The 24,371-nt window shown below is 52.7% G+C and carries 21 protein-coding genes; 1 reads left to right on the top strand and 20 read right to left on the bottom strand.

Features of this window, described 5'->3' with window-relative positions:
* Positions 1-44 precede the first annotated feature (44 nt).
* From AC0L6S_RS11840 to AC0L6S_RS11865, 6 genes are all read right to left on the bottom strand, one after another.
* Positions 45-842 (bottom strand): class I SAM-dependent methyltransferase, encoded by a 798-nt coding sequence (locus tag AC0L6S_RS11840; RefSeq protein ID WP_473424181.1) that lies wholly within the window; start codon positions 840-842, stop codon positions 45-47.
* Between the two features lie 46 nt (positions 843-888).
* Positions 889-1,815 carry a glycosyltransferase family 2 protein gene (locus AC0L6S_RS11845; RefSeq protein WP_473424182.1) on the bottom strand — a complete coding sequence of 309 codons (927 nt, stop codon included), beginning with the start codon at positions 1,813-1,815 and terminating at the stop codon, positions 889-891.
* A 76-nt stretch (positions 1,816-1,891) separates the two neighbouring features.
* Positions 1,892-2,593: a hypothetical protein gene (locus tag AC0L6S_RS11850; RefSeq protein ID WP_473424183.1), complete on the bottom strand. Its 702-nt coding sequence runs from the start codon at positions 2,591-2,593 to the stop codon at positions 1,892-1,894.
* Between the two features lie 207 nt (positions 2,594-2,800).
* Positions 2,801-4,066: an AmpG family muropeptide MFS transporter gene (locus AC0L6S_RS11855; protein ID WP_473424184.1), complete on the bottom strand. Its 1,266-nt coding sequence runs from the start codon at positions 4,064-4,066 to the stop codon at positions 2,801-2,803.
* A gap of 203 nt (positions 4,067-4,269) precedes the next feature.
* Positions 4,270-4,914, bottom strand: coding sequence for a sulfotransferase (locus AC0L6S_RS11860; protein WP_473424185.1), 645 nt, complete (start codon positions 4,912-4,914; stop codon positions 4,270-4,272).
* Between the two features lie 115 nt (positions 4,915-5,029).
* Positions 5,030-6,448, bottom strand: coding sequence for a sulfotransferase (locus tag AC0L6S_RS11865; protein WP_473424186.1), 1,419 nt, complete (start codon positions 6,446-6,448; stop codon positions 5,030-5,032).
* A 977-nt stretch (positions 6,449-7,425) separates the two neighbouring features.
* Between AC0L6S_RS11865 and AC0L6S_RS11870 the strand changes: the two genes are divergently transcribed.
* A complete protein-coding gene (locus AC0L6S_RS11870) occupies positions 7,426-9,138 on the top strand; it encodes a glycosyltransferase (protein WP_473424187.1) in 1,713 nt (570 codons plus the stop codon).
* Between the two features lie 28 nt (positions 9,139-9,166).
* Here the strand turns inward: AC0L6S_RS11870 and AC0L6S_RS11875 are convergent, their stop codons facing one another.
* From AC0L6S_RS11875 to AC0L6S_RS11940, 14 genes are all read right to left on the bottom strand, one after another.
* On the bottom strand, positions 9,167-10,390 hold the full coding sequence (locus AC0L6S_RS11875; protein ID WP_473424188.1) for a glycosyltransferase family 4 protein: 1,224 nt from the start codon (positions 10,388-10,390) through the stop codon (positions 9,167-9,169).
* On the bottom strand, positions 10,383-11,480 hold the full coding sequence (locus AC0L6S_RS11880) for a glycosyltransferase (protein ID WP_473424189.1): 1,098 nt from the start codon (positions 11,478-11,480) through the stop codon (positions 10,383-10,385). Before AC0L6S_RS11880 ends, AC0L6S_RS11875 begins: the two co-directional genes overlap by 8 nt.
* A gap of 233 nt (positions 11,481-11,713) precedes the next feature.
* Positions 11,714-12,847, bottom strand: coding sequence for a sulfotransferase family protein (locus AC0L6S_RS11885; RefSeq protein WP_473424190.1), 1,134 nt, complete (start codon positions 12,845-12,847; stop codon positions 11,714-11,716).
* Positions 12,848-12,881: 34 nt separating this feature from the next.
* The gene (locus AC0L6S_RS11890; RefSeq protein ID WP_473424191.1) at positions 12,882-13,802 is read right to left on the bottom strand and encodes a glycosyltransferase family 2 protein; all 921 of its coding nucleotides are present in this window, start codon (positions 13,800-13,802) and stop codon (positions 12,882-12,884) included.
* Between the two features lie 6 nt (positions 13,803-13,808).
* Positions 13,809-15,011 (bottom strand): acetyl-CoA C-acyltransferase, encoded by a 1,203-nt coding sequence (locus tag AC0L6S_RS11895; RefSeq protein WP_473424192.1) that lies wholly within the window; start codon positions 15,009-15,011, stop codon positions 13,809-13,811.
* Between the two features lie 106 nt (positions 15,012-15,117).
* Positions 15,118-15,909 carry an SDR family oxidoreductase gene (locus AC0L6S_RS11900; protein WP_473424193.1) on the bottom strand — a complete coding sequence of 264 codons (792 nt, stop codon included), beginning with the start codon at positions 15,907-15,909 and terminating at the stop codon, positions 15,118-15,120.
* Between the two features lie 23 nt (positions 15,910-15,932).
* Positions 15,933-17,135, bottom strand: coding sequence for an acyl-CoA dehydrogenase family protein (locus tag AC0L6S_RS11905; RefSeq protein ID WP_473424194.1), 1,203 nt, complete (start codon positions 17,133-17,135; stop codon positions 15,933-15,935).
* Between the two features lie 10 nt (positions 17,136-17,145).
* A complete protein-coding gene (locus AC0L6S_RS11910) occupies positions 17,146-18,318 on the bottom strand; it encodes an acyl-CoA dehydrogenase family protein (RefSeq protein WP_473424195.1) in 1,173 nt (390 codons plus the stop codon).
* 24 nt (positions 18,319-18,342) lie between these two features.
* On the bottom strand, positions 18,343-19,230 hold the full coding sequence (locus tag AC0L6S_RS11915) for an SDR family oxidoreductase (RefSeq protein ID WP_473424196.1): 888 nt from the start codon (positions 19,228-19,230) through the stop codon (positions 18,343-18,345).
* Between the two features lie 32 nt (positions 19,231-19,262).
* Entirely contained in the window at positions 19,263-19,976 is a 714-nt protein-coding gene (locus AC0L6S_RS11920) for a hypothetical protein (protein WP_473424197.1), read from the bottom strand.
* Positions 19,977-20,113: 137 nt separating this feature from the next.
* Positions 20,114-21,262 (bottom strand): acetyl-CoA C-acetyltransferase, encoded by a 1,149-nt coding sequence (locus tag AC0L6S_RS11925; RefSeq protein WP_473424198.1) that lies wholly within the window; start codon positions 21,260-21,262, stop codon positions 20,114-20,116.
* 17 nt (positions 21,263-21,279) lie between these two features.
* Positions 21,280-22,326, bottom strand: coding sequence for an acyl-CoA dehydrogenase family protein (locus tag AC0L6S_RS11930; RefSeq protein WP_473424199.1), 1,047 nt, complete (start codon positions 22,324-22,326; stop codon positions 21,280-21,282).
* A 3-nt stretch (positions 22,327-22,329) separates the two neighbouring features.
* The gene (locus AC0L6S_RS11935; RefSeq protein ID WP_473424200.1) at positions 22,330-23,493 is read right to left on the bottom strand and encodes an acyl-CoA dehydrogenase family protein; all 1,164 of its coding nucleotides are present in this window, start codon (positions 23,491-23,493) and stop codon (positions 22,330-22,332) included.
* 125 nt (positions 23,494-23,618) lie between these two features.
* Positions 23,619-24,371, bottom strand: a complete 753-nt coding sequence (locus AC0L6S_RS11940) for an enoyl-CoA hydratase family protein (RefSeq protein ID WP_473424201.1) — start codon at positions 24,369-24,371, stop codon at positions 23,619-23,621.

A 24,371-nucleotide genomic window follows, 5' to 3' on the forward strand; every position in this document is an offset into this window, starting at 1 on the left:
TGCGTTGCTCGCCGAACTGAACGGTGAGCACGACGGTGACATGCTTATTCAGTGGGCTTGGCTTCGGCTGGCTTCTTCCCCTGCCCGCCCTTCTTCATTCCTTTCTGGGATTGTCGCCAGAAATTTGCCTGACGACGAGAATCCAGAAAATGCCCGGCGTGTACATAGAATTGGCGCAACTTTTTTATCGACTCTTCGTCTTTATTAAAAAGCATATCGAACAACGGCTCATTCGTAGGCTCTCCACCGGGTTTACGCAGCACACCAAGCCCAAAACCGTGATTGAACTTGAACACTTCATCATACTGCTGTTCTATTTCCTCGAAATAGCGCCAGACGCCAAAATCCTTGATTCTTGCCATCACATCGTGAAACAGAATGATGCCTCCTGGCTTCACTTTGGGGTACCAGTTGGTGAAATCCTCCTGCACGGCCTCATAGGTATGCAGGCCATCTATATGCAGAAGGTCAATTGAATTATCGTCAAAATGTCTCAGCGCTTCGTTAAAAAACATCCGCAATAAATAGGTGTTGCCGCGATAGTTACCGCGCGCGTGATCGGCAACATCGTTGTAGATTGAATCGTCATAGGCATCGGTATGCTCATCACCTTCCCAGCAATCAACACCATATGCCACACCGTCGATATCGTGCTCTACCATCGATTGGCAAAAGGTAAAAAACGACAGGCCATTATAAACACCCAGCTCAACAATCAGCTTGGGGCGATGGGCCGCAACAAGATCGTAGGCGAAAGCAAGGTGGTCAACCCAAGTACTGAAAACCATTCTCTTGGGCTCAAATCTCTGCAGTGATGGCGGAAAATAAATGCTCGTATTCATACGTTTCCTTTGACCTCTTGGTTATCTGTATTTTGACCGAAACGCTCTAGGTGGCGGCCCTATTTTTCATTCTTTCGAGTTTAGTGGTGGAAGAAAGCTGTACAAATTTCTGTGCGTGTTCCGATAGCTCTCCCAGATAGACCGAATTCGTCACAGGGAGCTCAAACTTCTTACCCCGTATTGCCTGATACTGCCCCATAATCTCTGTGATGAACCTCTGCCTGGTTTCAGCTTCTTCCCCACCGGTCGTGACGCCACCATGAAACTGGTGGAATGTCCCTTCACCGTGCAAAAACACGTGGGTAATTCCAGGATACTCACAGGCCCTTTTGTAGAGATCCAGATTCACCACTCCGCCTCCACGCATATCGAATCTCGCATCGTAGCCGCCCAACGCTTGCCAAAGCTCACGAGGCATACTAATACAGTTGCTCTCTCCATGTGGCAGATAAAATCCGGCAGCACATGAGCCGCTGAAACACGCTATCTCAAAAAGCCTGTAGCCGTCCGCAGGCCAGGCAATTGACTCCATAAGCGCCTTTTCCTGGTCCACATCGTAACCGCTCCCGACAGCCTTTTGTTGCAACTCGTAACCCAGATGATATCCCGGTGCCGTCACCACTGCATTGGAAGCAATTTTGTGCCCGCGGATCGTATTTTTGACAATACCGGGAGTCAGCAGGCGCGCACCATCGATCATCACACAAATATTTTCACCGCTGGCAAGCTCTATTCCATAATTGATTGCGTGAATAGGGGTTGGCTGGGTTTCCTCTCTCAGGTGGTAGCAAAAGTTTGGCGGTAGCGTATCGAGAAATTCCCGGGACATCGTATTTGTCGAGGCGTTCTCAATAATTAGGACTTCGTATTCGTCAGGCCGAACTCCCTGCTGGTAATCAGCGAGCAAAGAGCGGACAGTATTCTGGGCCTGGGTGGGCATGTCGTAGACAATCACGACAAAACTGACCAGCACTCTGCCGCGGTCTTGCGTATTCGACATGAGTCGGCGAATGCGCTGCGCAATTCGACTCAACATTCACCCATACCAGTCAAAATTCAGCATTCTTCAATTTCTGATACAGCTGACTGATATGCTCCGGAAGTGCTTCTTCGCCCGAGCCATCGTTATGCCGAAGCTCCGACGTGTAGAACTTGTGATCATCGCTTTTACGAACGAGTCCTAACTGCCCAGCAGCACGCACTATCTTTTCATCCAGAACCGCCTCATCATCGTCGAAACAAAGGATTGGAAACGGGTTGTTCAGGTACTGCTGGTACAAAATCGTGTTGTAGGCGTACCACAGTTCCAGCCAATCTTCGCGATGTCGGTAATTGCGTTTCTTAAGCGACTTGGCCACTGCATTTGGGTGACGATAAATGCCGATAAATTCAATCTTGGGATACAGCGCCTTCCAGCCATCGATAACCAACAGCGCCCGCGGATCCTTGAAGCCGAAGTTGGACTCTCCGGCATGCGCCTGGAGCAGATCTCTCGCCCATACGACATGCTCTTCCTGCCAGACAGCGGTGGCAGGCGGCGTATCCCACGCCCCACCATTTGCGGCAAGGATGGAGTCGTGCAGGTCGACAAATTTCTGATTTTCCCGATTACCCTTTTCATTGTGCTTGTTCCAGGTATGGCAATCACCCAGAAACAACCCGGCCGCCTGAAGCGATCCGGTCAGGCAACTGGTGCCACTGCGGTGCATACCCAATATGGCCAGCACACGGGTCGGCATTGAGTCATCCATGTTACTTACTACTTGCCCTTGCTCCCCCATCTATTGCCTTCCACTGGGCAGCAAGAAAATATGCTTATTCATAAACCCTACACTTATTTTCACTTCTAAGAATTAATCCCCCTATATTCCCCTATTTGCAATATCCAAGGCAACTCCGAAATGCCCTGACGGGCGTGACGGAGTCCCCAAAAGTGCAACGCTCGGGTCTTATTGTGATCAATCATCCTGCTTCTTTACCGTCTCCTCGTAATAATCGCTTCTCCAGGGAGCTACCCAACACAATAGTAGCATTCCCGGCAGTGCGAGCAGTGTGCAGAATAGAAAAAAGTGAACCCAACCAATCTGCTCTACAATCATTCCTGTACTGGCATTGGCCAGCGTCCTCGGCACGGCGGCCAGCGCTGTAAACAGTGCGAACTGGGTGGCTGCGTAGGTTTTACTAGTTTCGCGGGCGATAAAGGCCGTAAATGCCGCCGTACCCATCCCCACGCCCAGATACTCAAAGCCAATCACCAGTGCCAGCAACCATAATTCGGGTCCGGCATTAGCAAGAATAGCGAACCCCAGAATACTGACCATTTGAACCACGCCAAAGACCCACAGGGCGCGGTTTATGCCAACTCTCAGCATCACCAACCCACCCAACAGTCCACCCACTATGGTGGGCCAAAGCGCTGCGTGCTTGGCGATTAATCCGATCTCGGTCTTGCTGAACCCCAACTCGAGATAAAATGGCATGGACAGCGCTGTGGCCATATTGTCGCCCACCTTATACAAAAACATGAAGCCCAGCACGAGTATCAGCCCCTGCCACCCCCGACGTCGCAGATACTCAGAGAATGGCGCAATCAGTGCGTCTCGCACACCTGAGCGCGGTGGCAGCTCAACTTTCGACTCTGCCACCACCAACGTCATGACAATCCCTACAGACATAAAGCCGGCAGTAATCCAGAACACGCTGGACCACGGCAGGCTGTCGGCCAGAATCAGCGAGAGGGAACCTGGCACCAGACTGGAGACGCGGTAGGCTTGCACATGGATGGCATTACCCATGCCCAGTTCCTGATCCGGAAGAATCTCTCGCCTGTACGCATCCAGCACCACATCCTGGCTGGCACTGAAAAACGCTACTGCCACCGCCAGCCACGCTATTGTCCAGGTCGATTGGGCCGGCTCGTACATGCCAAAAATACCAATGGAAAACAATAGTGCGACCTGGGTTATCAACATCCAGCCCCTACGTCGCCCAAGAAAGGGGGGGGCCCAGCGATCCATCATGGGCGCCCACAGGAACTTCCATGTATAGGGAATACCTACCAGAGAGAACAATCCTATTTCTACAAGTGATACGCCACCCTCACTCAGCCAGGCCGGAACAAGCTGAAAGAGCACGTAAAGGGGCATACCGGAAGCAAGCCCGGTAAAAACACAGATCAGCATGCGGCGATTCAGCAATGCTGTGCGCCAGCTGGTGCTTGTCATACGAGAGCAGATACCGCTCGAAGGCGGTTGCGGGGCGTGTCTGGCCCAGAAACGTCAAAGATATGTGAACCCTTCGCTCGCCTCATCTGCCATTTCTGCGGTATCCGAAAGAGGGTCATTGAGTTGTCTCGCGCTACTTCTATGCGATTACTAGGAGGCATTCCCTGCTCATTTTCTGGCTTGCTAGTTTCTCGACATGCCACTCAAATAGGCTTGTACTGCCCAGGTTCCATGAACTTCAGAATATCAGACATTCTGGCCGGGCGCTCAACATTGAGGAAGCTGCACAAATCAGTAACAAACTGCTCGGGATAGCGAACTGATTTTTCGTAGCTCACAAGCAACGTGGGGACTTTCCAGTTCTTCACCAAATCCATATTACGCTGCTGTAATTGCTGCACCGTTTGGATTGCCTTTACCTCCGGCATACCGGACAAAATCTGCCTGGTTGCTGTTGCCACCGGATCGCGAAACACCAGAATGAGATGTGGATTTACAAGCAAGTCGCGCAAATAGGGTAGATAAGCAATAGCCCTTGGAAATTTCCAGCCCCATATATCTTTGGTTTCATTCCGCTCTTTTAATGAATGAAGAATATGATGGACGGGTTTGATGCCAGCTTTTCTTAATACGTGAATATTAAAATCATTGTCTTCCATGTTAATCGGTAGATTCTCGCCAATATCAAGCCCGCAGAGTTTGGCCGCGCCAGCGACCATGGTCGTCCCACCGCGACCGACACCAAAGATGATGAACGTCTTCTTGGTATCACTCGTTGAATTTTCTTCAAACAGGCTTATTGTCGGCTCGTCTACGTTTGAAGATATTTTCTTGGATGATCCAGTCATTTGTCAGCTTTCACTTGTCTTGAATGGTGCAATTAGAGTTCTTTTGGCTGCCCACAATGCTCGGGAGGGGATGCGCGTCTATTCCCTGCGGAAGAATAGCAGAGACCAACCTCGCCTAGATATACCCAAGCGCCTTTCGGATGCCCGCAAGCTTCGCTGTAGCCACTGCGATCTTCTCGTCAGAATATCGATCTTGGGATTCTGTTATGGGTGTTTCTATATCCTTCGGCACCCCAATGCTCACTGGATTCAAGTCCCCCATCCAGGTGGACAGTTGCTCCATCGTCATTGCGGGACTTCTAACCAGATCTTCAAACTGCAACGTAATCAGGTCATTGCCGGGCACTTCGGCAAGGTGCATATTGACCAATTCCAGATGGTGCACGGTCGTAGCTACCATATGGTCAAGCGCATCTCCACCGGGAATCTGCCCCACATCCATGCCCAGATATCGATAGGCCTCGGGCAGTGAAATTCTCCCTATATGATTGTCCAAACGTGCGGTCTTATGCAATCCCCCCATACATATATCCAATGGATCGCGCTGGAAATAGACGTAGCGCGCTTTCGGAAATATATCTCTTAACTCAGGCAACACTAAAACGCACTCTGGAAATACAAATCCCCAGGGCCGATTCGGCGGCAAGTCACGTATCATCTGTGCAGCGAAATTGAGAAAAGCACTTGCCGTGTTGCGCTTCTGCCAAGGCGCATGACACCTGAACTTCTCGACAACCATTTTATAGACAGGAATCAGCAACTCCGGAAACTCGCCAACTTCAGGACTGAAATTGTTAACGTATATTCCCGCATCCACCAATAATCCGCGCAAAAGTTCCGATTCGGTTTCACCCGCACAGAGGACTATCACGGGTCGCTCAAGCTGTAACTTCTTCGCCTGATCCAGCGACATCTGCGAGGGCATAGAATCCTCTTCAGAAAAAAAACCCGGATGCTTCCATCGCATATAGTCCTTGCAACAGGCTTCATCGGCAAGATAGGTTGCACTTTCCCGGTCGCCGATCTTGTCGGACTGAGTGGAGACTACGATTATCTTGCCCATTTTATCAGCGTACTTGTGAATTGTCGGCGCATTTACCGCGTAGCAGCGCAATCCTCTGTTACTCAAATCACGCTTTAAATCTTCACCGAGAAAATGGATACCGGGCAAATCACCATCCAGGTTAGGCTTTCTGTCCCGGTGCATGATGAGAAGTTGTTCGTCTAACTTTTCCGCCTCCTGAAAATTAAGCTGACTGCCCTCGAAGGTATTTTTGAACTGGTGGGGATCACTCCAGTGGCCGATAAACCCGCCATCGTTATCCCAGCCAACGCTACCCAGCATCCCCCAGGCGGGATCATAATCTTCAAGTTGGCGAAGTGACTGCTCAAACTGCAACTGCCACCCCTCTGGTAAAAGCACATCCTCGTGGATGACTGCGACAAGATCGTTTCTTGCCTGATCCAAGCCGGCAATAATAGCCTGCGAAAGATTGTCGTAGTGGAGGTTGGATGTATTATCAATCTCTATCACCTCATTGAGGCTGTCGTGCGCGCTCTCCGACCGGAGAAAATTGTGCCGATACTCATCAGAAAAACGTATCACCACAAAGCTGATAGGAATCGTAGGCTTACCGGAAACCCCAGTCACTTCAGGGTACCGTCGTGTGTCACCAGTGTGACCAATCGACTGTTGTCGGGGTAGCCAGGTTGCAATCAATCTGCCAAAGAGTGCTTTCAGACTGAAATGAGTGCCCGTGTCAGCAGCCGACCGGCCAGACTCTCCCTCTTTATTGCGACGATTTCCTTGCATGTTAGATATCTACGCCTTATCGCGCTGGTTGCCATCTGCAGGCATACAAAAAGCGCGCTATGTAGCCTCTAAAGCGATAATATATTTGATGATCAGTGATGCTCAATGTCAGGAGCTGCGCCTGCCCTCTTTTCCTCTGTCCTAACTTGCCACCTGGGCTTGTCGCGGGCCAGATTGTAGCTCACTTCAGACAGTTCGAATACCGTTAGTGAGTGCGTGAGTCCCACATTTAGAGCCACGCTTAAGAAAACACTATCTGTCACTAAAAAGGAGCTTGTCTTTTTGTTTTGACAATGTTTCCATTCTGGTTTTGGTAAGGAACTTGAGCATAATGGACTATGAGTTCGATTTGTAATATGCGGGCATCGGGGTGCATATGACGCATGCTCTTATCGCCCACCACATGCCTATAGCGTGCGGTTTGAATAGTCTTGGCCGGTTCCCCACTGCGACTGCGCAACGGCGACGCCACACCTGGTTTCAAGAATTATTATCATCCGGGCGCCGCTTTTACCTACGGCAGCGACAAAATTCATCACACTCGCAGAACGACGAGAAGTAGCCAAACACAGGGAACACTGTGCTTTCAAGTGTTACTAAATAGATGCTGCCGACAATGAAATTCAGTTAACATGATATCTAGAGTCTTTTCATCCCTTTCAAAATACGGAACTTACCCGATGCTGAGAAAGGCTGTTATGAAAATTCGGCGCTCGCCGATTCTGAACACTTACGCGCATTGGATCAAAAACTTTGAGAGCAAGGAAATTAATGAGTTTGTAGCGACCGCTAACTGCGACCCCCAAACAATTGCAGACACAAAGCTCACTGTCATACTATCCGTGAGTGGTCTCGACAATGACCTCCTTGGCGACACTATCGCCTCAGTTCAGCGCCAGTCTCACAACAACTGGGAACTGATTTGTATTATTGATAGTGCAGATGAGCGCAAAATTACAGATTTTCTGGCGCTTCGCGGGCACAGCGATCCCCGCATTTTGCTGCGGCCTGCCTGCGGACAAGAACAGGCCGATGGCCGTCCATTTCAGGACGGCAATCATGAATTTGTTATTTTCCTCAGCCAGGATGACATGCTGCACCCACGAGCGCTGGAGTGCCTCGCAGTCGCAATTTCGGCACATCCTCACGTCAAGCTGCTATATACGGATCACGATAAAATAGACACCCAGCAAACACGCTTTGACCCCTATTTCAAACCTCGATGGAGCCCCGAACTGCTATTGTCGCAGAACTACGTGGGCAGCCTGGTTTGCTGGCGTGCCGGGTTTCTGCAGAAGATGCACGATATACAGGATATTGATGGGGTACAGGCGCATGCAATCCTTTTGCGCGCGACACCCCAGCTCAGGGCGAAAGATGTCTACCACATTCCTTTCCCTCTCTACCACCACAGGGTTGTCGGAAACTCAGATGCCGACAGTTCAATGGAAACGCCCAGTCAGTTGGAAAGCGGCAGTCAGGCGGTCGCTGACTATTGGACGCATGCAATTGATTGTCGGGTTGATCCGGAGGTTGTAGTCGACTCCCCGCTGAATCTTTATCACTCCAAGGTAGAGTTACACAACTGGCCCGATGTCACACTCATCGTACCGCACCGTGATTCTCCCTTGTTACTGAAGTCTGTACTGGAACTGTGGACGCAGACCGACTATCCGAGATTGAAACTCGTCTTGGTTGATCACTCCTCCACCGACCCCACCGCGAGGAAGATGCTGGACGAACTGGCCGGGACAGATCGTGTGACTATCAGTGAATACGAGGGAGCGTTCAACTTCTCCAGAATGTGCAACCTGGGCGTTAAAAGTGCGCCCCTAAAGTCCTACATCTGCTTTTTAAATAATGATGTACAGCTGCTGGACTTTGGCTGGCTTAAAAACCTGGTGCCCTATCTGGAAATCTCCGGCGTTGTCGCAGCTGGACCCTTATTGCTGTATCCGGATTTTTCCATTCAGCACGCCGGAATAGCACTTGGCATAGGGGGGTTCGCAGGGCATTATTTCAAGCACCTTCCCTACGGCGCTCCATCCTATCAACGATGGGCATACTCAACTCGCAACACGAGTGCGCTGACCGGTGCAGCGTTATTGACACGGAGGTCCGACTTTGACCTCGTTGGCGGCTTTGACGAGATGGATTTCCCTACCTCATTCTCTGATGTTGATCTCTGTCTCAAACTCTCACAATTGGGCAGACTGGTGTACTGTCCAGACTCAAAGCTCATTCATTTGGAATCACAGACGCGTCCCAAAACTGATGACCTTGAGAACATTCAAAGGTTGCGCAGCAAATGGGGCTCTGAGATTGACACAGACTGTTACTTTCCTAGCATCTTCTCGAGATTAACCGAGAGCATGACGCCCAACTATCGAACATTCAGGCCCTTTCGGTAAATGCAATGTTGACTGCTGGCAAACGGCTTTACCTAAGAATAGCGTGAAAGTAATCTGAAAGCTCTTTCGCCTGCTCGTCGAAGCCCCTGATCTTATGCGCAGAAGGGTTACTGTAGCTCTTCCAGTCCTTTCGTTCCAGCGCGTGTTCAATACTTGACCTTAACTCGTTAACTCCGGATCCAAATGGAATCACGCTGGAATTAACGCCATCTTCGAGATCCTCGGCCACACCACCTGAGTCGGTCGAAATCACCCAGACGTTACGCACCAGTGCCTCCCTAACAGTCAGCCCAAAACTCTCCTTCCACTGAGATGGAAACAACAGCACATCTATACCGGAGAAGAAATCGTCCATCACATTTTGACGATACGGCGGCACAAACTCCACTTTCCCGGGAATATTCCAATAATCACGATCTACCCAACTCGAGCCCACATTGCCAGCAGCATCAACGACTTGCAACGTATAATCGGTTCGCTCAATCTCATTAAATGCACGGATTATCTGCTCAGAACCTTTGATAAAACCAGGGCCGCCCACAAATCCAAATACTGTGTGGGTGCGCTCTTCAAGCGCAGCCTCACGTACCAAAGGATAGCTGGGCAAAGGAAGTGTAATGCCGTTTTTGTTGACAAACGAGCTGTCCTCATCGATGCCATTTTCCAGATGTAGATCGCGATGAAATGCACTCGGAAACAATTTCAAATCCACCTTCGCGAGTTGCGTCTGCAAGTACACATTGCGTTTGACCTGCATCCGGTGATCGCTGGAACACTGGGCGCATTGCGCGTCATCCAGCGCCCATTGATTGCAGTAAAAGCCATCGGAATTAATCATGAACTGCCGCTCACATATCCACCAGCAATCATGAACGGTTATAGCGATCTTTGTACCAATATCCCTGATTTCGTCGAAGTAGTCGCACCCCAGAACCTGTATCGCATGGCAGTGACATATATCCGCCTGGAAGGCGCGTGCTATCTCCACGACACGTCTGGCTATCTCGGCATTCTTATACGCTGCCTCTCCCTGAAGCTCAGTCGGCACATTTATCGCAATGATATCTATACCATCAAGCTTGTAACGCCGCAGGGCATAGCGTGGCAGCGAGTGATCTCGTATTGTAGTCACTATCAGAACGGACCAACCGTGATTCTCACTGAGGCGCCGGACAGTTTGCTCCACCACAATGGTAGCACCGCCAAAACTCTCTGGCGCATAGTAAAGATTAAGTACAAGCAATTTATACATTGGACAATGCAAACTGATCCAGTAATTCCCGCTCTATTACATCGGGACAAGAGAATGTGTAATGCGCCCTGACCTTGCGATTTGCAGCCTCGCCCATCTGTAATCTCAGCTCGGGACTTTCTATCAGGCGCGTCAATGCTGAAACCCATTGATCTTGGTTACGAGCGATATTTCCATCCTGTCCGTCAACGATAACCTCAGAAAATTGGCCTACGCAAGATGCGACGGTTGGCACTTCGCACAATGATGCCTCAAGATAGCGAATCGCACTTTTACAGGCGTTAAAGCGATCATCAACAAGCGGCACAATATTGATATCAACCCCATTCATCGCTTCAAAATATTTCAGGTATCCAGCGAACGGACGCGTATTGATTCTGTCTTTGAAGTGCTCCAACTCCGGCGGCATTACCGCGTAACCTACTACCTGGAAATCCACGTTGTCATGCAATTCGAAAATTTTTGCGAGTGCAGAAGCTACGATTTTGAAATCCTCGTCGTGCGCCCGGGAACCAGAGGCGTAGCCGATGGTTACTCTCTCCGAAATGCTTTTTACCTCTTCTTGCTCCAGGTTTTCAACGATAGAGAGGGTGGCAGAATCTACAAGATTTCGCCACAGGTATGTGCGCCCACCAAATGCTGCCTGAGCGAGTTCCCGCAAGTAGGAAGTGCTTAATATAAGCGCATCGACCCGTTTCATTGCACCATGGTAGTCATCTGCGCTGGCTAACAAATGCGTACGCTCGTGTGCTGGGATGTGCTCCAGATTCTTGTTCTCTCTATACACTTCCACATTGAAAATGGGATCATCAATATCATAGAACGTGACAATTCCCAGCCTCTTTGCCTCCTCCAAATACTCGTTGAACTGGGCACAACTTGGCACTCGATAGAATATGAGTGCCGTTGAAATCTGCAAGTAACTGATAGCTCTCTGCGCATCACTGTAATGACAGTAATAGCAATCCCATCCAATCGAATGGAAATACTCAACTTTCTGAGACACACGATATTTCTTGCACTGGGGAAGATCCAGCGCGCCGACAATGAGTATCGAAGGTCGCCCAAAAAGCGCGCCGGCGGGACTCACGTTCTCGAAAGACTCCTGGCCCCTGCCCCATGTAGACTTTCGATACTTTCGATTGACAAATAACCTGACGCGCACCCCTACCTTGCGTATGGTGGCACGCCAACCATACAGCCGGATATTGGCTAGAACTGTAGCTACAGATGATCGCCACCTGAATCTACAGATTGATTGCCATAACTGTCTAGGGGTCATATACACGTTCGCTCACAGTGCGTTGTGATTCTACAGATACATCAGCGGAATAACCATTTGGTATATCGCCGAATTCCGGCAAGAAATCTCCAACCCCGTGTATTCAATACAGTCTGGTACCTTGAAATAAGATCTTCATGCGCTTGAAGCAGCGCATAATGCTCGGTTTGCTCTGTGCCGAGTTTTTGTAACAGGACATTTTGCTCTGCTTGCGCTTCACCTAATTCCTGTATGGTGCGAATCAACCTGTGTCGAAGACTAAGTACTTTTTTGTACGAATATCCACACATGAGCGACTGCTCCCTTAGGTAGAGCGGCTCCAACTGCTTGAGATCCATCCCATTGAATATGTCCGCCAACTCATCGGTAAGGAACGAATCACAGCCTGCAAGCATAAGTAGACGTTGATGGAGAGTATCGGCGTATCTCCATAATAGGGGACTCTGCCCGCGGTCGACCTCGCCCAAAGATGGACTTCTATTTAGATCGGGTTCAACCTGCAGACGACAGAAGCTATCGCACGCGGGTTGAGACAGTTCAAGCTCCAACAGCCCGGCCAGACGGCGGAGTTCACTATCTGGAGACTCAATCAGCGACGTGTAGTTTACAACGACAAGATATTCCGGAGCGACGTCCGCAAGCGCTCGAACCAGATACGTCCACCACAAAAGCAAAGACTGAATATGGCGCCTACCGAGCAGATGAAAATCGCTGTCATTGATATGCCGTGTTCTCTGCGAACGAACACACTCTTCCGGGGCACGAATTCCCAGTACATAGGTGACATCGACGTCCAGCGCCTCCGAGACGACGCGCTTCCAGAATGGGAGCAATAAGCAAAATCGAGGATCCTTAAGGCCGGCTACGCTGCTTTCAGCGAACCTGTCCCTAATCATTGCAACTGCAGCTGCATGATAGGGCTTGAACTTCTCAGCACCAAAATCCTCTTCCCAGATAAACCCGAAACTATCCCAAGAGAGGCTCAGGCTCCTCAGCAGTCGATCATTGAAACGGACGACCTCCTCGTCCTCGAAAAAGCCCTTTGGGTTATCCCTATTCGGTTCTATAAACCGAGTACCGAGCTTAACCCCTAGAGTGTGCAACGCACTTGCAACAAGCGATGTTCCCGAGCGATGAGGCCCGAGAATAAAGAGGAATCGATTCCTTTGTTTCATCGTATGAGTACGCTATTGCTTCGACCGGATATTGTTATATCTTGCCGTTATTGTAAGACTTCAGTGTGAAGGAGTCGATTACCCCCTTAAGGCTACTCTTCAAAAGCGCCAGGCGATTCCCTTTAAACACCAGTAAATACAATAGCTTGCCGGCAAATCGGAAGACGTCATGAACCACCCATGCAGTGTTGGCATGACGCTGGCGATACAGCCAGACCCTGTTTCTGGTCATAAAGTAATGTCGCGAGTAATCGTGATACCGTATCACCGCATTGGTGAACGGAATACGGGTGAGGGCCACGCCGATCTGCTGGCGAACCGCGACTGTGAAATCCCCGTAAATTCTATAATGCTTCTGGCGCGCTCTAAAGCACCACTCCAGATCGACATTGTCTATGAACAACTCATCGTTCATAACGCCAATTTCCTTCAGGGCCTGCAGGGACATCAGGCATCCGGAGCTGATCAGAAAGTCACACTCCACCAGTGGCTCACCCTGCAATACTGCCTCGCGGTTATACCGGGTATTAAAAGGGAGTCTGAAGCGCACGAACGGCATACCCCTATTGGTGTAATCATCCACCACGCAAGGCCCAATGGCAGCGACCGCTTCACCGGACTCAAGCAAGCTCTCGAAGTGGCTCACGAGCACAGGAATGAGATCGGAAGTGATTTTGGTATCTTGATCAAATGCTACGACAAATTTCGCATCCTGCGTACTTGCTTCTGTGATGATCTGGTTTATACCCCCGCTCACACCGCGATTTTCACTATTGCGAATCACAGTGACGCCGGATTGACACTCCAGAGCCTCCAGATAGAGGCAATCAGACGAATTATTGTCGACCACCACCACCCAGCCGGCAGAGAGAAGCAGGATTTCGACCAGAGACGAGAGCTCGTCTGATTTGGGGTTGTGCGCGACAACCCCCGCACATACGCCGCGCTGATGCATGCGCGATCAGGCTACCTCAAACAACCCGGCTGCACCCATACCGCCGCCGATACACATGGTGATCACGACATACTTTGCTGCGCGACGCTTGCCCTCCAATAGTGCGTGTCCAACCATTCTCGCTCCACTCATCCCGAACGGGTGCCCGATGGAAATTGATCCGCCGTTGACATTCAACTTGTCATTATCAATGCCCAGTTGATCACGGCTGTAGATCACTTGACAAGCAAATGCTTCATTCAACTCCCACAAATCGATATCGCCGACGCTCAAGCCATGCCGCTTCAACAATTTGGGCACGGCAAACACGGGACCAATGCCCATTTCATCAGACTTGCAGCCGGCCACCGCAAGACCGCGATAAATGCCCAATGGCGCGAGCCCCTTTTTTGCAGCCAGTGCACCATCCATTACCACGCAGGCAGAGGCCCCATCGGAAAGCTGTGACGAATTACCCGCAGTAATAAAACGCCCCTGCTTGACCCACTGCCCGTCCTTGAACACCGGTTCCAGCCCCTGCAGGCTCTCCAGTGTGGTCGATGGGCGGTTACAGTCATCTCGATCCACCACTGCATCCTGGTAGCTTGTCTCTTTTGTTTCCTTATTGAACACCGCCATCGTGGTATCCATTGGCACAATCTCGTCGTCAAACAGCCCCGCCTGCTGCGCTGCAGCGGTGCGCTGCTGACTTTGCAGTGCGTACAGATCCTGATCTTCCCTGCTGATGTTATAGCGCTCGGAAACCACCTCTGCCGTTTCCAGCATTGGCATATAGGCAGTGGGGTCGAGTTCCACGACTGCCTTTGACACACTGCGATAAGCATTCTTGTGCTTGGTTTGCACCAATGAGATTGATTCGACACCACCTGCAACGGCTATGTCGTATTCATTACACACAATGGACTTGGCAGCAGTTGCAATAGACATCAATCCGGAGGAGCATTGTCGTTCGATGGACATACCGGCAACGGTGTCGGGCAGTCCGCCGGCAATACCGCAGAGACGGCCAATATTATAGCCCTGTGTACCCTGTTGCGCCGCAGCGCCGAAAATACAATCATCCACCTCGGCAGGGTCCAGACCTGCGCGGGCAACTGCAGCTCGCACGACGTGGCCGCCCATAGCCGGAGCCTCGGTGTCATTGAAGCCTCCCCTGAATGATTTGGCCAGACCTGTTCTCGCGGTGGATACTATTACGGCTTCTCTCATGTTCGTTCTCCTGAAATGTCTGTTGTTCTATTCTGCGGCAGGGCAAAAGCAACGACCGCAAAGAGGGCGATTTTGAGGACTACGGCAGCACGCACCCGCGTTTAACCTAGCCTCGCTGGCTGGAAACAGAGACAATCTCCCCTGTCATATAACTGGAATAATCCGACGCCAGAAATATCATCACATTCGCCACTTCCCATGCTTCAGCTGCACGCCCATAGGCCTCTTTGGATTCAAGCTCCGCCAGAAGCTCTTCAGAGGCCGATTTTCGCAGCATCGGGTGTAACACAATGGACGGCGCCACAGCATTAATGCGCACGTCAAAATCCGCCGCCTCCAACGCTGCGCAGCGTGTCAAAGCCATTACTCCCGCTTTTGCTGCTGCGTAATGTGCCTGTTCTTTCTGTGCACGCCACCCCAATACCGAAGAGTTATTGACAATAACACCACCCTGCCCGCGCGCCTTCATGACCTTCATCATATACCGGGTCATCCGCATTGTGCCATTGAGTGTTACATCAATCACGCGGTGCCACTCATCGTCCTCCATGTCGATAAGAAGTTTCGAGGTCCCAAGGCCAGCATTGTTAACCAGGATATCCACACCGTCCATACTCTCTTCGGCAAAATCGATCAGCGCGCGAACATCCTCTTCCACAGCCACATTTCCCACCTTGGCGTATACCTCGGAAAGGCCCGATTCCGCTTTAAGCTTTTCAACTGCTGCCGCCAGCCGGCCCTCGTGAATATCACTCAATACGATTGCCCGCGCGCCTTCCTCGGCCGCTCGGGTCGCAGCCGAGAACCCAATACCGGCGCCAGCTGCGGCTGTCACCAGAACAGATTTACCTTTGATCAGGCCGTGGCCCGGAACGTAATCAGGTGATTTCAATTTCATCTTGTAACCCTCGATTATTCATACTACTTGGCTGGGCCTTTAGGCTCCCTGGGCATGCCCAAACCCCGTTCGGCAATAATATTGCGCTGTATCTGGTTGGTACCGCCATAGATTGTGTCAGAACGGACAAACAAATACATGGATTGCAAGCGACTCAATGCATAAGGAGCGTCCTCCAGGATTTCACACTCCGGGCCCAACACGTCCATGGCCAGCTCACCCAGGCTGCGGTGCCAAGTGGCCCAGAACAACTTATAGATCAATGCCTCCTTCTGCAATGCACCATCGCTGGCGTTCTGCCCCGACAACATTCGCATCGAGTTATAACGCATAATCTTCAGCTCCGCATGTGCACGGGCGATACGCTGACGAATAGCGGGATCCTTTGCGGCACCATTGCGCTGCGCCAGGCGAACCACTTCGTCAAGCTCATTCTGGAACTGCATCTGCTGCCCCAATGTAGACACACCGCGCTCAAAACCCAGCAACCCCATCGCGACCTTCCAACCATCCCCGGGCGCACCGACTATATCGTCTGCACCGCAATAGGCATCATCGAAGAATACCTCATTGAACTCTGAGGTCCCGGTAATCTGCTCGATTGGCCTGACTTCGATACCCGGCTGATCCATCGCAATCAGAAAAAAACCCAGGCCCTTGTGCGCCACGGAGCCCGGATCAGTTCGAGCAATGGCGAAACAGTAGTCGGATTCATGAGCCAGCGATGTCCAAACTTTTTGGCCGTTGATCAGCCATCTGCCCTGCTCCTCATCAAAACTGGCTTTGGTCTTTACATTAGCCAGATCGGAACCGGCGCTTGGCTCGGAATATCCCTGGCACCACAATTGGGTGCCCGCGACGATGCCGGGGAGGTACTTATCCTTCTGCTCCTGAGTGCCGAATGCGATAAGGGTCGGCCCGGCCAACCCCTCGCCGATATGGCCGACTCGCCCAGGCGCACCTGCCCGAGCATATTCCTCAAAGAAAATCACCTGTTGTTCAATGGAACAGCCGCGCCCACCGTATTCCTTCGGCCAACCCACGCAGGTCCAGCCACCTTCAGCCAGTTTCTGCTCCCACACCTTACGCTCAGCGGGATACATATGTTCATCACCGGGGCCACCGCGGTATTTAAGCTTCTCAAACTCACCCGTCAGATTGTCCTGCAACCAGCTGGCCACTTCTTCTCGAAAGGCTTCGTCCTCGGGGCTAAAACTTAACTTCATGATCCTACCCTCAATCCATTTCCCCTGAATCCAATAGCGTGCAAGCCAGGCGCTCGCGATGATACGCCCCATTTCCCAGCAGGTGCTCAGACGACTTGGCGCGTTTGAAGTACAGATGAACATCGTATTCCCAAGTGAAGCCTACGCCGCCGAATAACTGGAGCGCATCCCCAGCAATTGCAAAGTACCCATCCGAGCAATAGGACTTGGCAACACTCGCCGCCTCCTGTAGCTCTCCAGCCAGCGGACCACCATCCAGCGCCTCCTGCGCAACGCAGGCCGCGTAGTAGATAGCGGATCGCGCCACTTCGGTTTTTAGCATCATATCAGCGGCCTTGTGCTTCACTGCTTGGTAGCTGGCAATAGTGCGATTGAACTGTACACGTTCGCTGGTATAGGCCACTGTGCTATCCAGCAACTGCTGGCAGCCGCCAACCTGCTCTGCGGCCAGCGCAATGGTGGCAAGGTCAATCACCTTAGCGAGAGCCCCCCAGGATTCCCCCGGCTCCCCCATCACTGCGTCTGCATCGAGATGCACGTCGGCCAACTGCACGGCGGCCTGCTTGCGTGTCTGGTCCATAGTGGGAAGCCACTGGCAGGAGACGCCTGCAGCTTTCGCTGGAACAAGAAACAGGCTAATGCCACTCTCTCCAGTGCTGCCCTGCTCGCGCGCTGCCACAATCAGCAACTCAGCGGTATGTCCATCAATGACATAGCGGTAATCACCATTGAGCATATAGCCTTCACCATCCCTGCGCCAGGTGGCTGTGATCGCATTTGCATCCCAGCGGCTTGAACCGCCATTGAACGCCAGCGTCGCCGTTAACCTGCCCTCGCAGAGTTGTCCCAGCCAATGAGCCTGCTGCTCCTCATTCCCCGCGACCCGCAGCGCATTACCCGCCAGGCACACCGAAGAGAAATACGGCGAGCACAGCAAGTGTCGACCCATTTGCTCCATCATAGCAACCAGTTCCACATACCCGAGGCCCATGCCGCCGTACACCTCGGGAACATGAATCGCCTGCCAGTACAATTCGCTGCAGATGCGCTCCCACAGCGCCGACTCATAGCCCTGCTCCAACGTCATCGCTCGCCGCACTGCCGCACTGTCTGACTCCTCAGCCAGAAACGCCGCCACAGTGTCGCGTATCATTTCCTGTTCTTGCGTGAATGCAAATTCCATAGCTACTCCGATGAATACCCAGCCTCAGGTGCCCCAGACTTTTTGTGCGGGCACTTCCTTCTCCAACAGTTCCTTCATCGCTTCGCCGATTTCGGCGGGCGCCCAAGCTGCTCCGCGATCGACACCGTCCGTTGTACGCCAGCCATCGCAGATACAAATTCGACCACCTTCAGCCTCAAACACTTTTCCGGTTACATGAGCAGCTTCTGCGCTGGCCAACCAGGCCAACACATTGGATACGTTCTCAGGCGCAAAATGGTCGAAACTGCCATCCTCTGGCTTGGCCATGCGTGCTGCCATCTCAGGCACGGCGCTGGTCATGCCGGTACGGGCTGAGGGCGCCATCGCGTTAGCGGTGATATGGTAGCGCGCCAATTCCGCGGCCTGATTCAGTGTAAGGGCGGCAATCCCCGCCTTGGCTGCGGCGTAATTTGACTGTCCGATGGAGCCCTGCAAACCAGCACCGGAAGTGGTGTTGATAATACGCGCATCAACCGGCTTGCCGTCCTTTGACTGACCGCGCCAGTAGTGCACTGCGTGGGAACTAATGCAGAAATGGCCTTTGAGGTGCACCGCCATAATGGCGTCCCACTCCTGCTCTGTCATGGAGGCGAACATGCGATCGCGATTTACCCCGGCGTTATTGAGCACAATGTGCAGATCGCCAAAGCTATCGATAGCCTGCTTGACAGCATTGAGACTGTCGTCGTAATTAGTAATGTCCGAACAGTTCACCACTGCGCTGCCACCGCCATGGGTGATTTCATCGACAACGGCCTGAGCTGCCTTCGTATTGATATCGTTCACCACGACGGAACAGCCTTCTGAAGCGAACACTTTTGCGTGCGCTGCCCCCAGACCACCGCCCGCACCAGTTATGATCGCCACTCGTCCTGCTAGAATTCCACTCACTCTATGACTCCTCTGCTTGATTCGTTTGGTGTTTATTGGTTAGGGTTAATGCCATACGTTTCAAAGTACTCCACCATCTCCGCCTGCTTGCGTACTTCTTCTTCCTCTATCCCTGCCTCGCGTGCAATCACTTCTTCCTGACGCCGCTGTTCCAGCTCTATTTCTCGATCCTCGAGTTTCCGTACCGCGATTTCTTGAGTCTCGAGTTCTTGAGTCTCGACCTCTGAGTTCAAGCCGTCTTCTCGATCTCGCGACTCAACCGGGCGAGCGTCGCTACGCGCTGCCGGAAAGAGCCTATTGCCATCGAGCTCGATCTGCTGCCCAACACTGGGAGCACTGTGTGTTGTACCGGGCATGCCTGAAAAATTGCTCACAGGCGTGACCACAGAAGTACTGCCAACATCAACAGTTGTATTAGGCACATCTGAACCCGAGAGAATCGTCAACCCGATCAATTGCTGACCATCGTTCTTCCACTCAAGGGAATAACTCATGCCCCTCATCAACGTCTTAAATGCCTGCTCAAGCGGCTGACTCTGAATATCGCAATTGACGACAGGATTGAACCCATTTTGCGTAGTGACGAAAATATGCATTTCCCTGCTCACGGAATTCAATACAGAATCCAGAGGCTCATTGTTCGCCACAATAGTGATATTGGGGTGTTGATAATCGACATCTGCAGCAAACGCAGCTATTGCAGGCAATAGAAATACTGCCCCCCCTAAATACAATGGTATTTTCATTAACACCCTCAATTTACCTGATTGTTACATGACGGACTGGCGATATCTCTTGCTCTGCATACCCAACATTGCCTTTTTTTGTTGGATTGATCTCTCAGAGACCAGCTGCGGGCTGCCTTTGCGTCATCCAATCAGGCCTACAGGCGCTCAAGAATCGTCACATTTGCCTGACCACCACCTTCACACATTGTCTGCAAGCCATATTTTCCACCGGTGCGTTCCAACTCGTGTAATAACGTGGTCATCAGCTTGGTGCCGGACGCGCCCAGCGGATGCCCCAGTGCGATAGCACCACCATTCACATTGGTTTTCTCCTGTGGATAACCGGTTTCAAGCAACCACGCCATTGGCACAGACGCGAACGCTTCGTTGATTTCCACAAGATCGATATCCGCCAATGTCATACCGGATTTCTTCATCGCGTATTCGGTGGCGGGGATCGGTGCCGTCAACATCCAGATCGGATCGGCAGCACGCACACTCATGTGGACGATCCGGGCGCGCGGTGTCAGGTTGTAACGTTTCAATGCGGCTTCGGAAACGATCAGCATCGCAGACGCGCCGTCACAGGTCTGGCTGGATACGGCAGCAGTAATCGTTCCACCCTCCACAAGAGGCTCCAGTTCGGCCATCTTCTCCATAGAGGTATTCCGTGGGGTTTCATCCATATCTACACCATTCAGCGGCACAATCTCGCGATCAAAGCGCCCCTCCTCAATCGCAGACAGTGCCTGTGTGTGCGACCGCAACGCAAACTCTTCCATCTGCTGGCGGGATATGTTCCATTTGTCGGCGATCATCTGCGCGGAAGCAAACTGTGAGGGTGGCGTGCTGCCGTAGCGCGCAACCCAGCCCTGACTACCGGAAAACGGGTCGCTGAAACCCATCGGTTGCGCGGCGATCATTGCCGAGGAGATCGGAATCTGGGTCATGGTTTGTACGCCGCCGGCGATCACCACATCGTTCACGCCCGACATAATGGCTTGCGCAGCAAAGTGCACGGCCTGTTGCGAGGAACCACACTGGCGATCGATGGTCGTACCGGGCACAAGGTCGGATAAGCCGGCCGCCAGCCATGCCGTACGCGCTATATCACCAGCCAGCGGACCAATGGTATCGACGCAACCGAACATCACGTCGTCGTACTCGCTGTCGGGGATGCCGTTGCGATCGACCAACGTCTTCATCACGTGGCCACCGAGATCAGCGCCGTGAACATCCGACAAGCCGCCTTTACGGCGACCGGTGGGTGAGCGTACTGCGTCTACTATGTAAGCGTCTGCCATTGATTGATCCTCTATCGTTAAGCGAAGGTCGCGCCGGCACCCAGTGCCGTGCCCGAAGCGAATATGTGATCGGCAACCCGAGCCTTATGAAAACCGGCGTCGCCCCAGGTATTGGCCAGTGCCCAGGCCTTTTTCATGAAGATGTGGAGGTCCACTTCCCAGGTGTAGCCCATGGCACCGTGTACCTGATGACTGTTTTTCGCGGCCAGGCTGGCCGCCTCGCAGGCTACCAGCTTGGCGTGCGATACCGCGCGTGCCGCATTGCCCTGTTGCAGGGCGATCGAGTATGCGGCGCGGTGCGTCGGTGCCTTGGCGTATTCCAAACGCACTGCCACATTGGCCATGTGGTGTTTTACTGCCTGAAAGCTGCCGATAGGCTTGCCAAACTGTTGTCGCTCGCTGGTGTACTGCACCGACAGGTCTATCATGCGCTGTGCCAACCCCAGGGCCTGTGCTGCGCAGCCCAGAGCGCCGCGATTCAGGGCACTGTTGACCAATGACGCCGCATCTGCAGCGTTGGCAACGGTTGCTGCACCGCTCTTCAATGTACAGGTGAACAGCTTGCGCGAAGGATCTATGGATTCGTTTAGCTGCAAGTCCACCTGATCCGGCACAGCCGCAACCAGCGCATCGCCTTGCTGCAGTATCAGCAGATCGGCAATATGAGCATCTTCAACCACCAGGTTCTGTGCAATACCGATCACAACCCGAGCTTCACCGGCGGTGATTTTCGGCAGCCAGTGCGCCGCCAGATCACCGCCTATATCCTGCAACATCGGCACCGCGACCAACGCGCTGTGTACCAGCGGCTCCGGCAGTGCGACATAGCCGCACTCCTGCGCCAACAACACAAAGTCCAGTGCAGACATTCCGAGGCCACCGTACTCTTCGGGCACAGTGATTCCGGTAAGGCCGAGCTCAGCGAGCTGGCCCCACAGTACCGGATCGCGCCCGCTGTCGGTCTCCCAGCTGGCGCGTATGCGTTCGGGCGTCACCTCATTCACCAGAAAATCGCGCACGGATTCCTGGAACAGCAACTGGTCTTCTGTAAATGTAAAATCCATCGGCTACCTCGGCATTCCCAGCATTCGTTCGGCGATAATGTTGCGCTGCACTTCGTTGGTTCCGGCGTAAATGGGGCCGGATTGCGAGAACAACCAACCGTCCAGCCAATTACCCACACCCTGTGCCGCCGGCGCATGCGGCAACAGTTCTGCGCGCGCCCCGAGAATGCTCATCGCGGTCGCGTGCATATTCTGATCCAGTTCCGACCAGAATATCTTATTGGTCGAAGATTCCGCGCCGATTTTTCCGCCCTTGTTCAAACGGCAGGCGGTTTGATAGGTCGTCAGGCAGTAACTCTCCGCATCGAGATAGGCGCGAATAACAGCGTCTTTCACCGCTGGATCACTGTCGGCAGATTCGTTGTTCGCATTGTAAAGCTCGACCAGTCGACGCGCGGTTTCCTGAAAGCGCGCCGGCGAGCGCAACATCAAGCCGCGCTCAAAACCCGCCGTGGCCATCGCCACACTCCAGCCGGCACCCTCGTCGCCTAGGCGGTTTTCCACGGCCACTTCGACATTGTCGAAAAAGATCTCGGCAAACCCGGGCAGGCCATCGAGCTGGGGAATCGGGCGCACCGTAATACCCGGGCTGTTCAGTGGCACCAGGATAAACGTCAGGCCGCGATGGCGCTGCGACTCGGGGTCGGTGCGAAACATGCCGAAGCACCAGTCCGCCCACACCGCGCGCGTCGACCAGGTTTTCTGCCCATTGATAATGTACTTGTCACCCTCCAACTTCGCCGTCGAGCGAATGGCTGCCATATCGGAACCGGCATTGGGCTCGGACCAGCCCTGCGCCCAGACTTCCTCGCCATTGGCCATTTTTGGCAGGATGCGCGCTTTCTGCTCTTCCGTCCCGTATTCCATCAGAGTGGGGCCGAGCAGGAAGATACCGTTCTGGTTAACACGCAATGGCGCGCGCGCTTTGTAATACTCCTCCTCAAAAATCAGCCACTCGATCAAATCGCAACCGCGACCTCCGAGCGCCTCTGGCCAGGTGACCATACCCCAGCGACCTTTGTTGAGCGTCGCTTCCCACTCGCGGTGCTGTTTGAAACCCTCAGCGGTGTCAAAAGTTTGCAACGCCTCGGCCGGTACGTTGTCGGCCAGCCAACTGCGCACTTCCTCGCGGAACGCTACCTGATGTTCTGTAAAATTAAGCTCCATTATCAAATATTCCTGAATGTTGATATCGCTCGGACCGGGCACCTCGAGACCAGAGCCGGTACAAAATCCGGCCCCTGCTCAGCAGCATCGAATACTGTGCTAAAACATGAAAGCTGCATTGCGCGCTAAAATTTTGCTTCGCGTTTTTCGACAAATGCGTCGCGCGACTCCTGCGAATCACCCACCGTGTAGGCCTCAAGTGTGAAACCCTGCTCCCAGCGGTATTTGTCTTCCAGGTTGCCGTCCTCAATGCCTGTCAACGCTTCCTTGGCCAGTTTCACCATGGCCGGTGACTTGGCGGCTATTTTGGCTGCGATCTCGCGAGCCGTCGGCAGCAGTTCGTCCAGCGGCACGACCCGCTCCACAGCACCCAGCCGGTAGGCTTCCTGCGCGTCGATAAACTCGCCGGTAAAATACATGTAACGCACCTTCTGCACCGGAAACATACGCTGCAGGTGCGCGCCACCACCCATTGCACCGCGATCAATCTCCGGCACACCGAAGCGCGCGCAGTCAGAGCACAGGATGATATCTGCTGCACCGGCCATACCGATGCCTCCCCCAAGCACAAAACTGTGCAGGGCGATGATCACCGGCTTGGGATTGCGATGGATTGCACGGAACGTTTCGTAGTTCCCCTTATTTACATCCACGATCCTCCCGGGATGGGCGGCCAGTTCCTTGATATCAACGCCAGCACAAAAACCCTTGCCGGCGGCACCTATAATAATGACACGCACCTCATCGTTCACACCCAGTGCATCAATCTCTGCGGCAATCGCGAACCAGCCTGCACTGTCAAATGCATTCACCGGAGGATGATCGAGAATCATCTCGGCAATACCGTTTTCAATCGTTGTTTTGAAGGGTTTAGACAT

The sequence above is a fragment of the Halioglobus sp. D3-4 genome, assembly GCF_055809315.1.

What these genes read in the sequence shown, in the direction of transcription:
- AC0L6S_RS11840 (WP_473424181.1), bottom strand. Translation starts at nt 842, where the DNA reads ATGAATACGAGCATTTATTTTCCGCCATCACTGCAGAGATTTGAGCCC.
- AC0L6S_RS11850 (WP_473424183.1), bottom strand. Translation starts at nt 2,593, where the DNA reads ATGGATGACTCAATGCCGACCCGTGTGCTGGCCATATTGGGTATGCAC.
- AC0L6S_RS11855 (WP_473424184.1), bottom strand. Translation starts at nt 4,066, where the DNA reads ATGACAAGCACCAGCTGGCGCACAGCATTGCTGAATCGCCGCATGCTG.
- AC0L6S_RS11860 (WP_473424185.1), bottom strand. Translation starts at nt 4,914, where the DNA reads ATGACTGGATCATCCAAGAAAATATCTTCAAACGTAGACGAGCCGACA.
- AC0L6S_RS11870 (WP_473424187.1), top strand. Translation starts at nt 7,426, where the DNA reads ATGAAAATTCGGCGCTCGCCGATTCTGAACACTTACGCGCATTGGATC.
- AC0L6S_RS11875 (WP_473424188.1), bottom strand. Translation starts at nt 10,390, where the DNA reads ATGTATAAATTGCTTGTACTTAATCTTTACTATGCGCCAGAGAGTTTT.
- AC0L6S_RS11885 (WP_473424190.1), bottom strand. Translation starts at nt 12,847, where the DNA reads ATGAAACAAAGGAATCGATTCCTCTTTATTCTCGGGCCTCATCGCTCG.
- AC0L6S_RS11890 (WP_473424191.1), bottom strand. Translation starts at nt 13,802, where the DNA reads ATGCATCAGCGCGGCGTATGTGCGGGGGTTGTCGCGCACAACCCCAAA.
- AC0L6S_RS11895 (WP_473424192.1), bottom strand. Translation starts at nt 15,011, where the DNA reads ATGAGAGAAGCCGTAATAGTATCCACCGCGAGAACAGGTCTGGCCAAA.
- AC0L6S_RS11900 (WP_473424193.1), bottom strand. Translation starts at nt 15,909, where the DNA reads ATGAAATTGAAATCACCTGATTACGTTCCGGGCCACGGCCTGATCAAA.
- AC0L6S_RS11905 (WP_473424194.1), bottom strand. Translation starts at nt 17,135, where the DNA reads ATGAAGTTAAGTTTTAGCCCCGAGGACGAAGCCTTTCGAGAAGAAGTG.
- AC0L6S_RS11910 (WP_473424195.1), bottom strand. Translation starts at nt 18,318, where the DNA reads ATGGAATTTGCATTCACGCAAGAACAGGAAATGATACGCGACACTGTG.
- AC0L6S_RS11920 (WP_473424197.1), bottom strand. Translation starts at nt 19,976, where the DNA reads ATGAAAATACCATTGTATTTAGGGGGGGCAGTATTTCTATTGCCTGCA.
- AC0L6S_RS11925 (WP_473424198.1), bottom strand. Translation starts at nt 21,262, where the DNA reads ATGGCAGACGCTTACATAGTAGACGCAGTACGCTCACCCACCGGTCGC.
- AC0L6S_RS11930 (WP_473424199.1), bottom strand. Translation starts at nt 22,326, where the DNA reads ATGGATTTTACATTTACAGAAGACCAGTTGCTGTTCCAGGAATCCGTG.
- AC0L6S_RS11935 (WP_473424200.1), bottom strand. Translation starts at nt 23,493, where the DNA reads ATGGAGCTTAATTTTACAGAACATCAGGTAGCGTTCCGCGAGGAAGTG.
- AC0L6S_RS11940 (WP_473424201.1), bottom strand. Translation starts at nt 24,371, where the DNA reads ATGTCTAAACCCTTCAAAACAACGATTGAAAACGGTATTGCCGAGATG.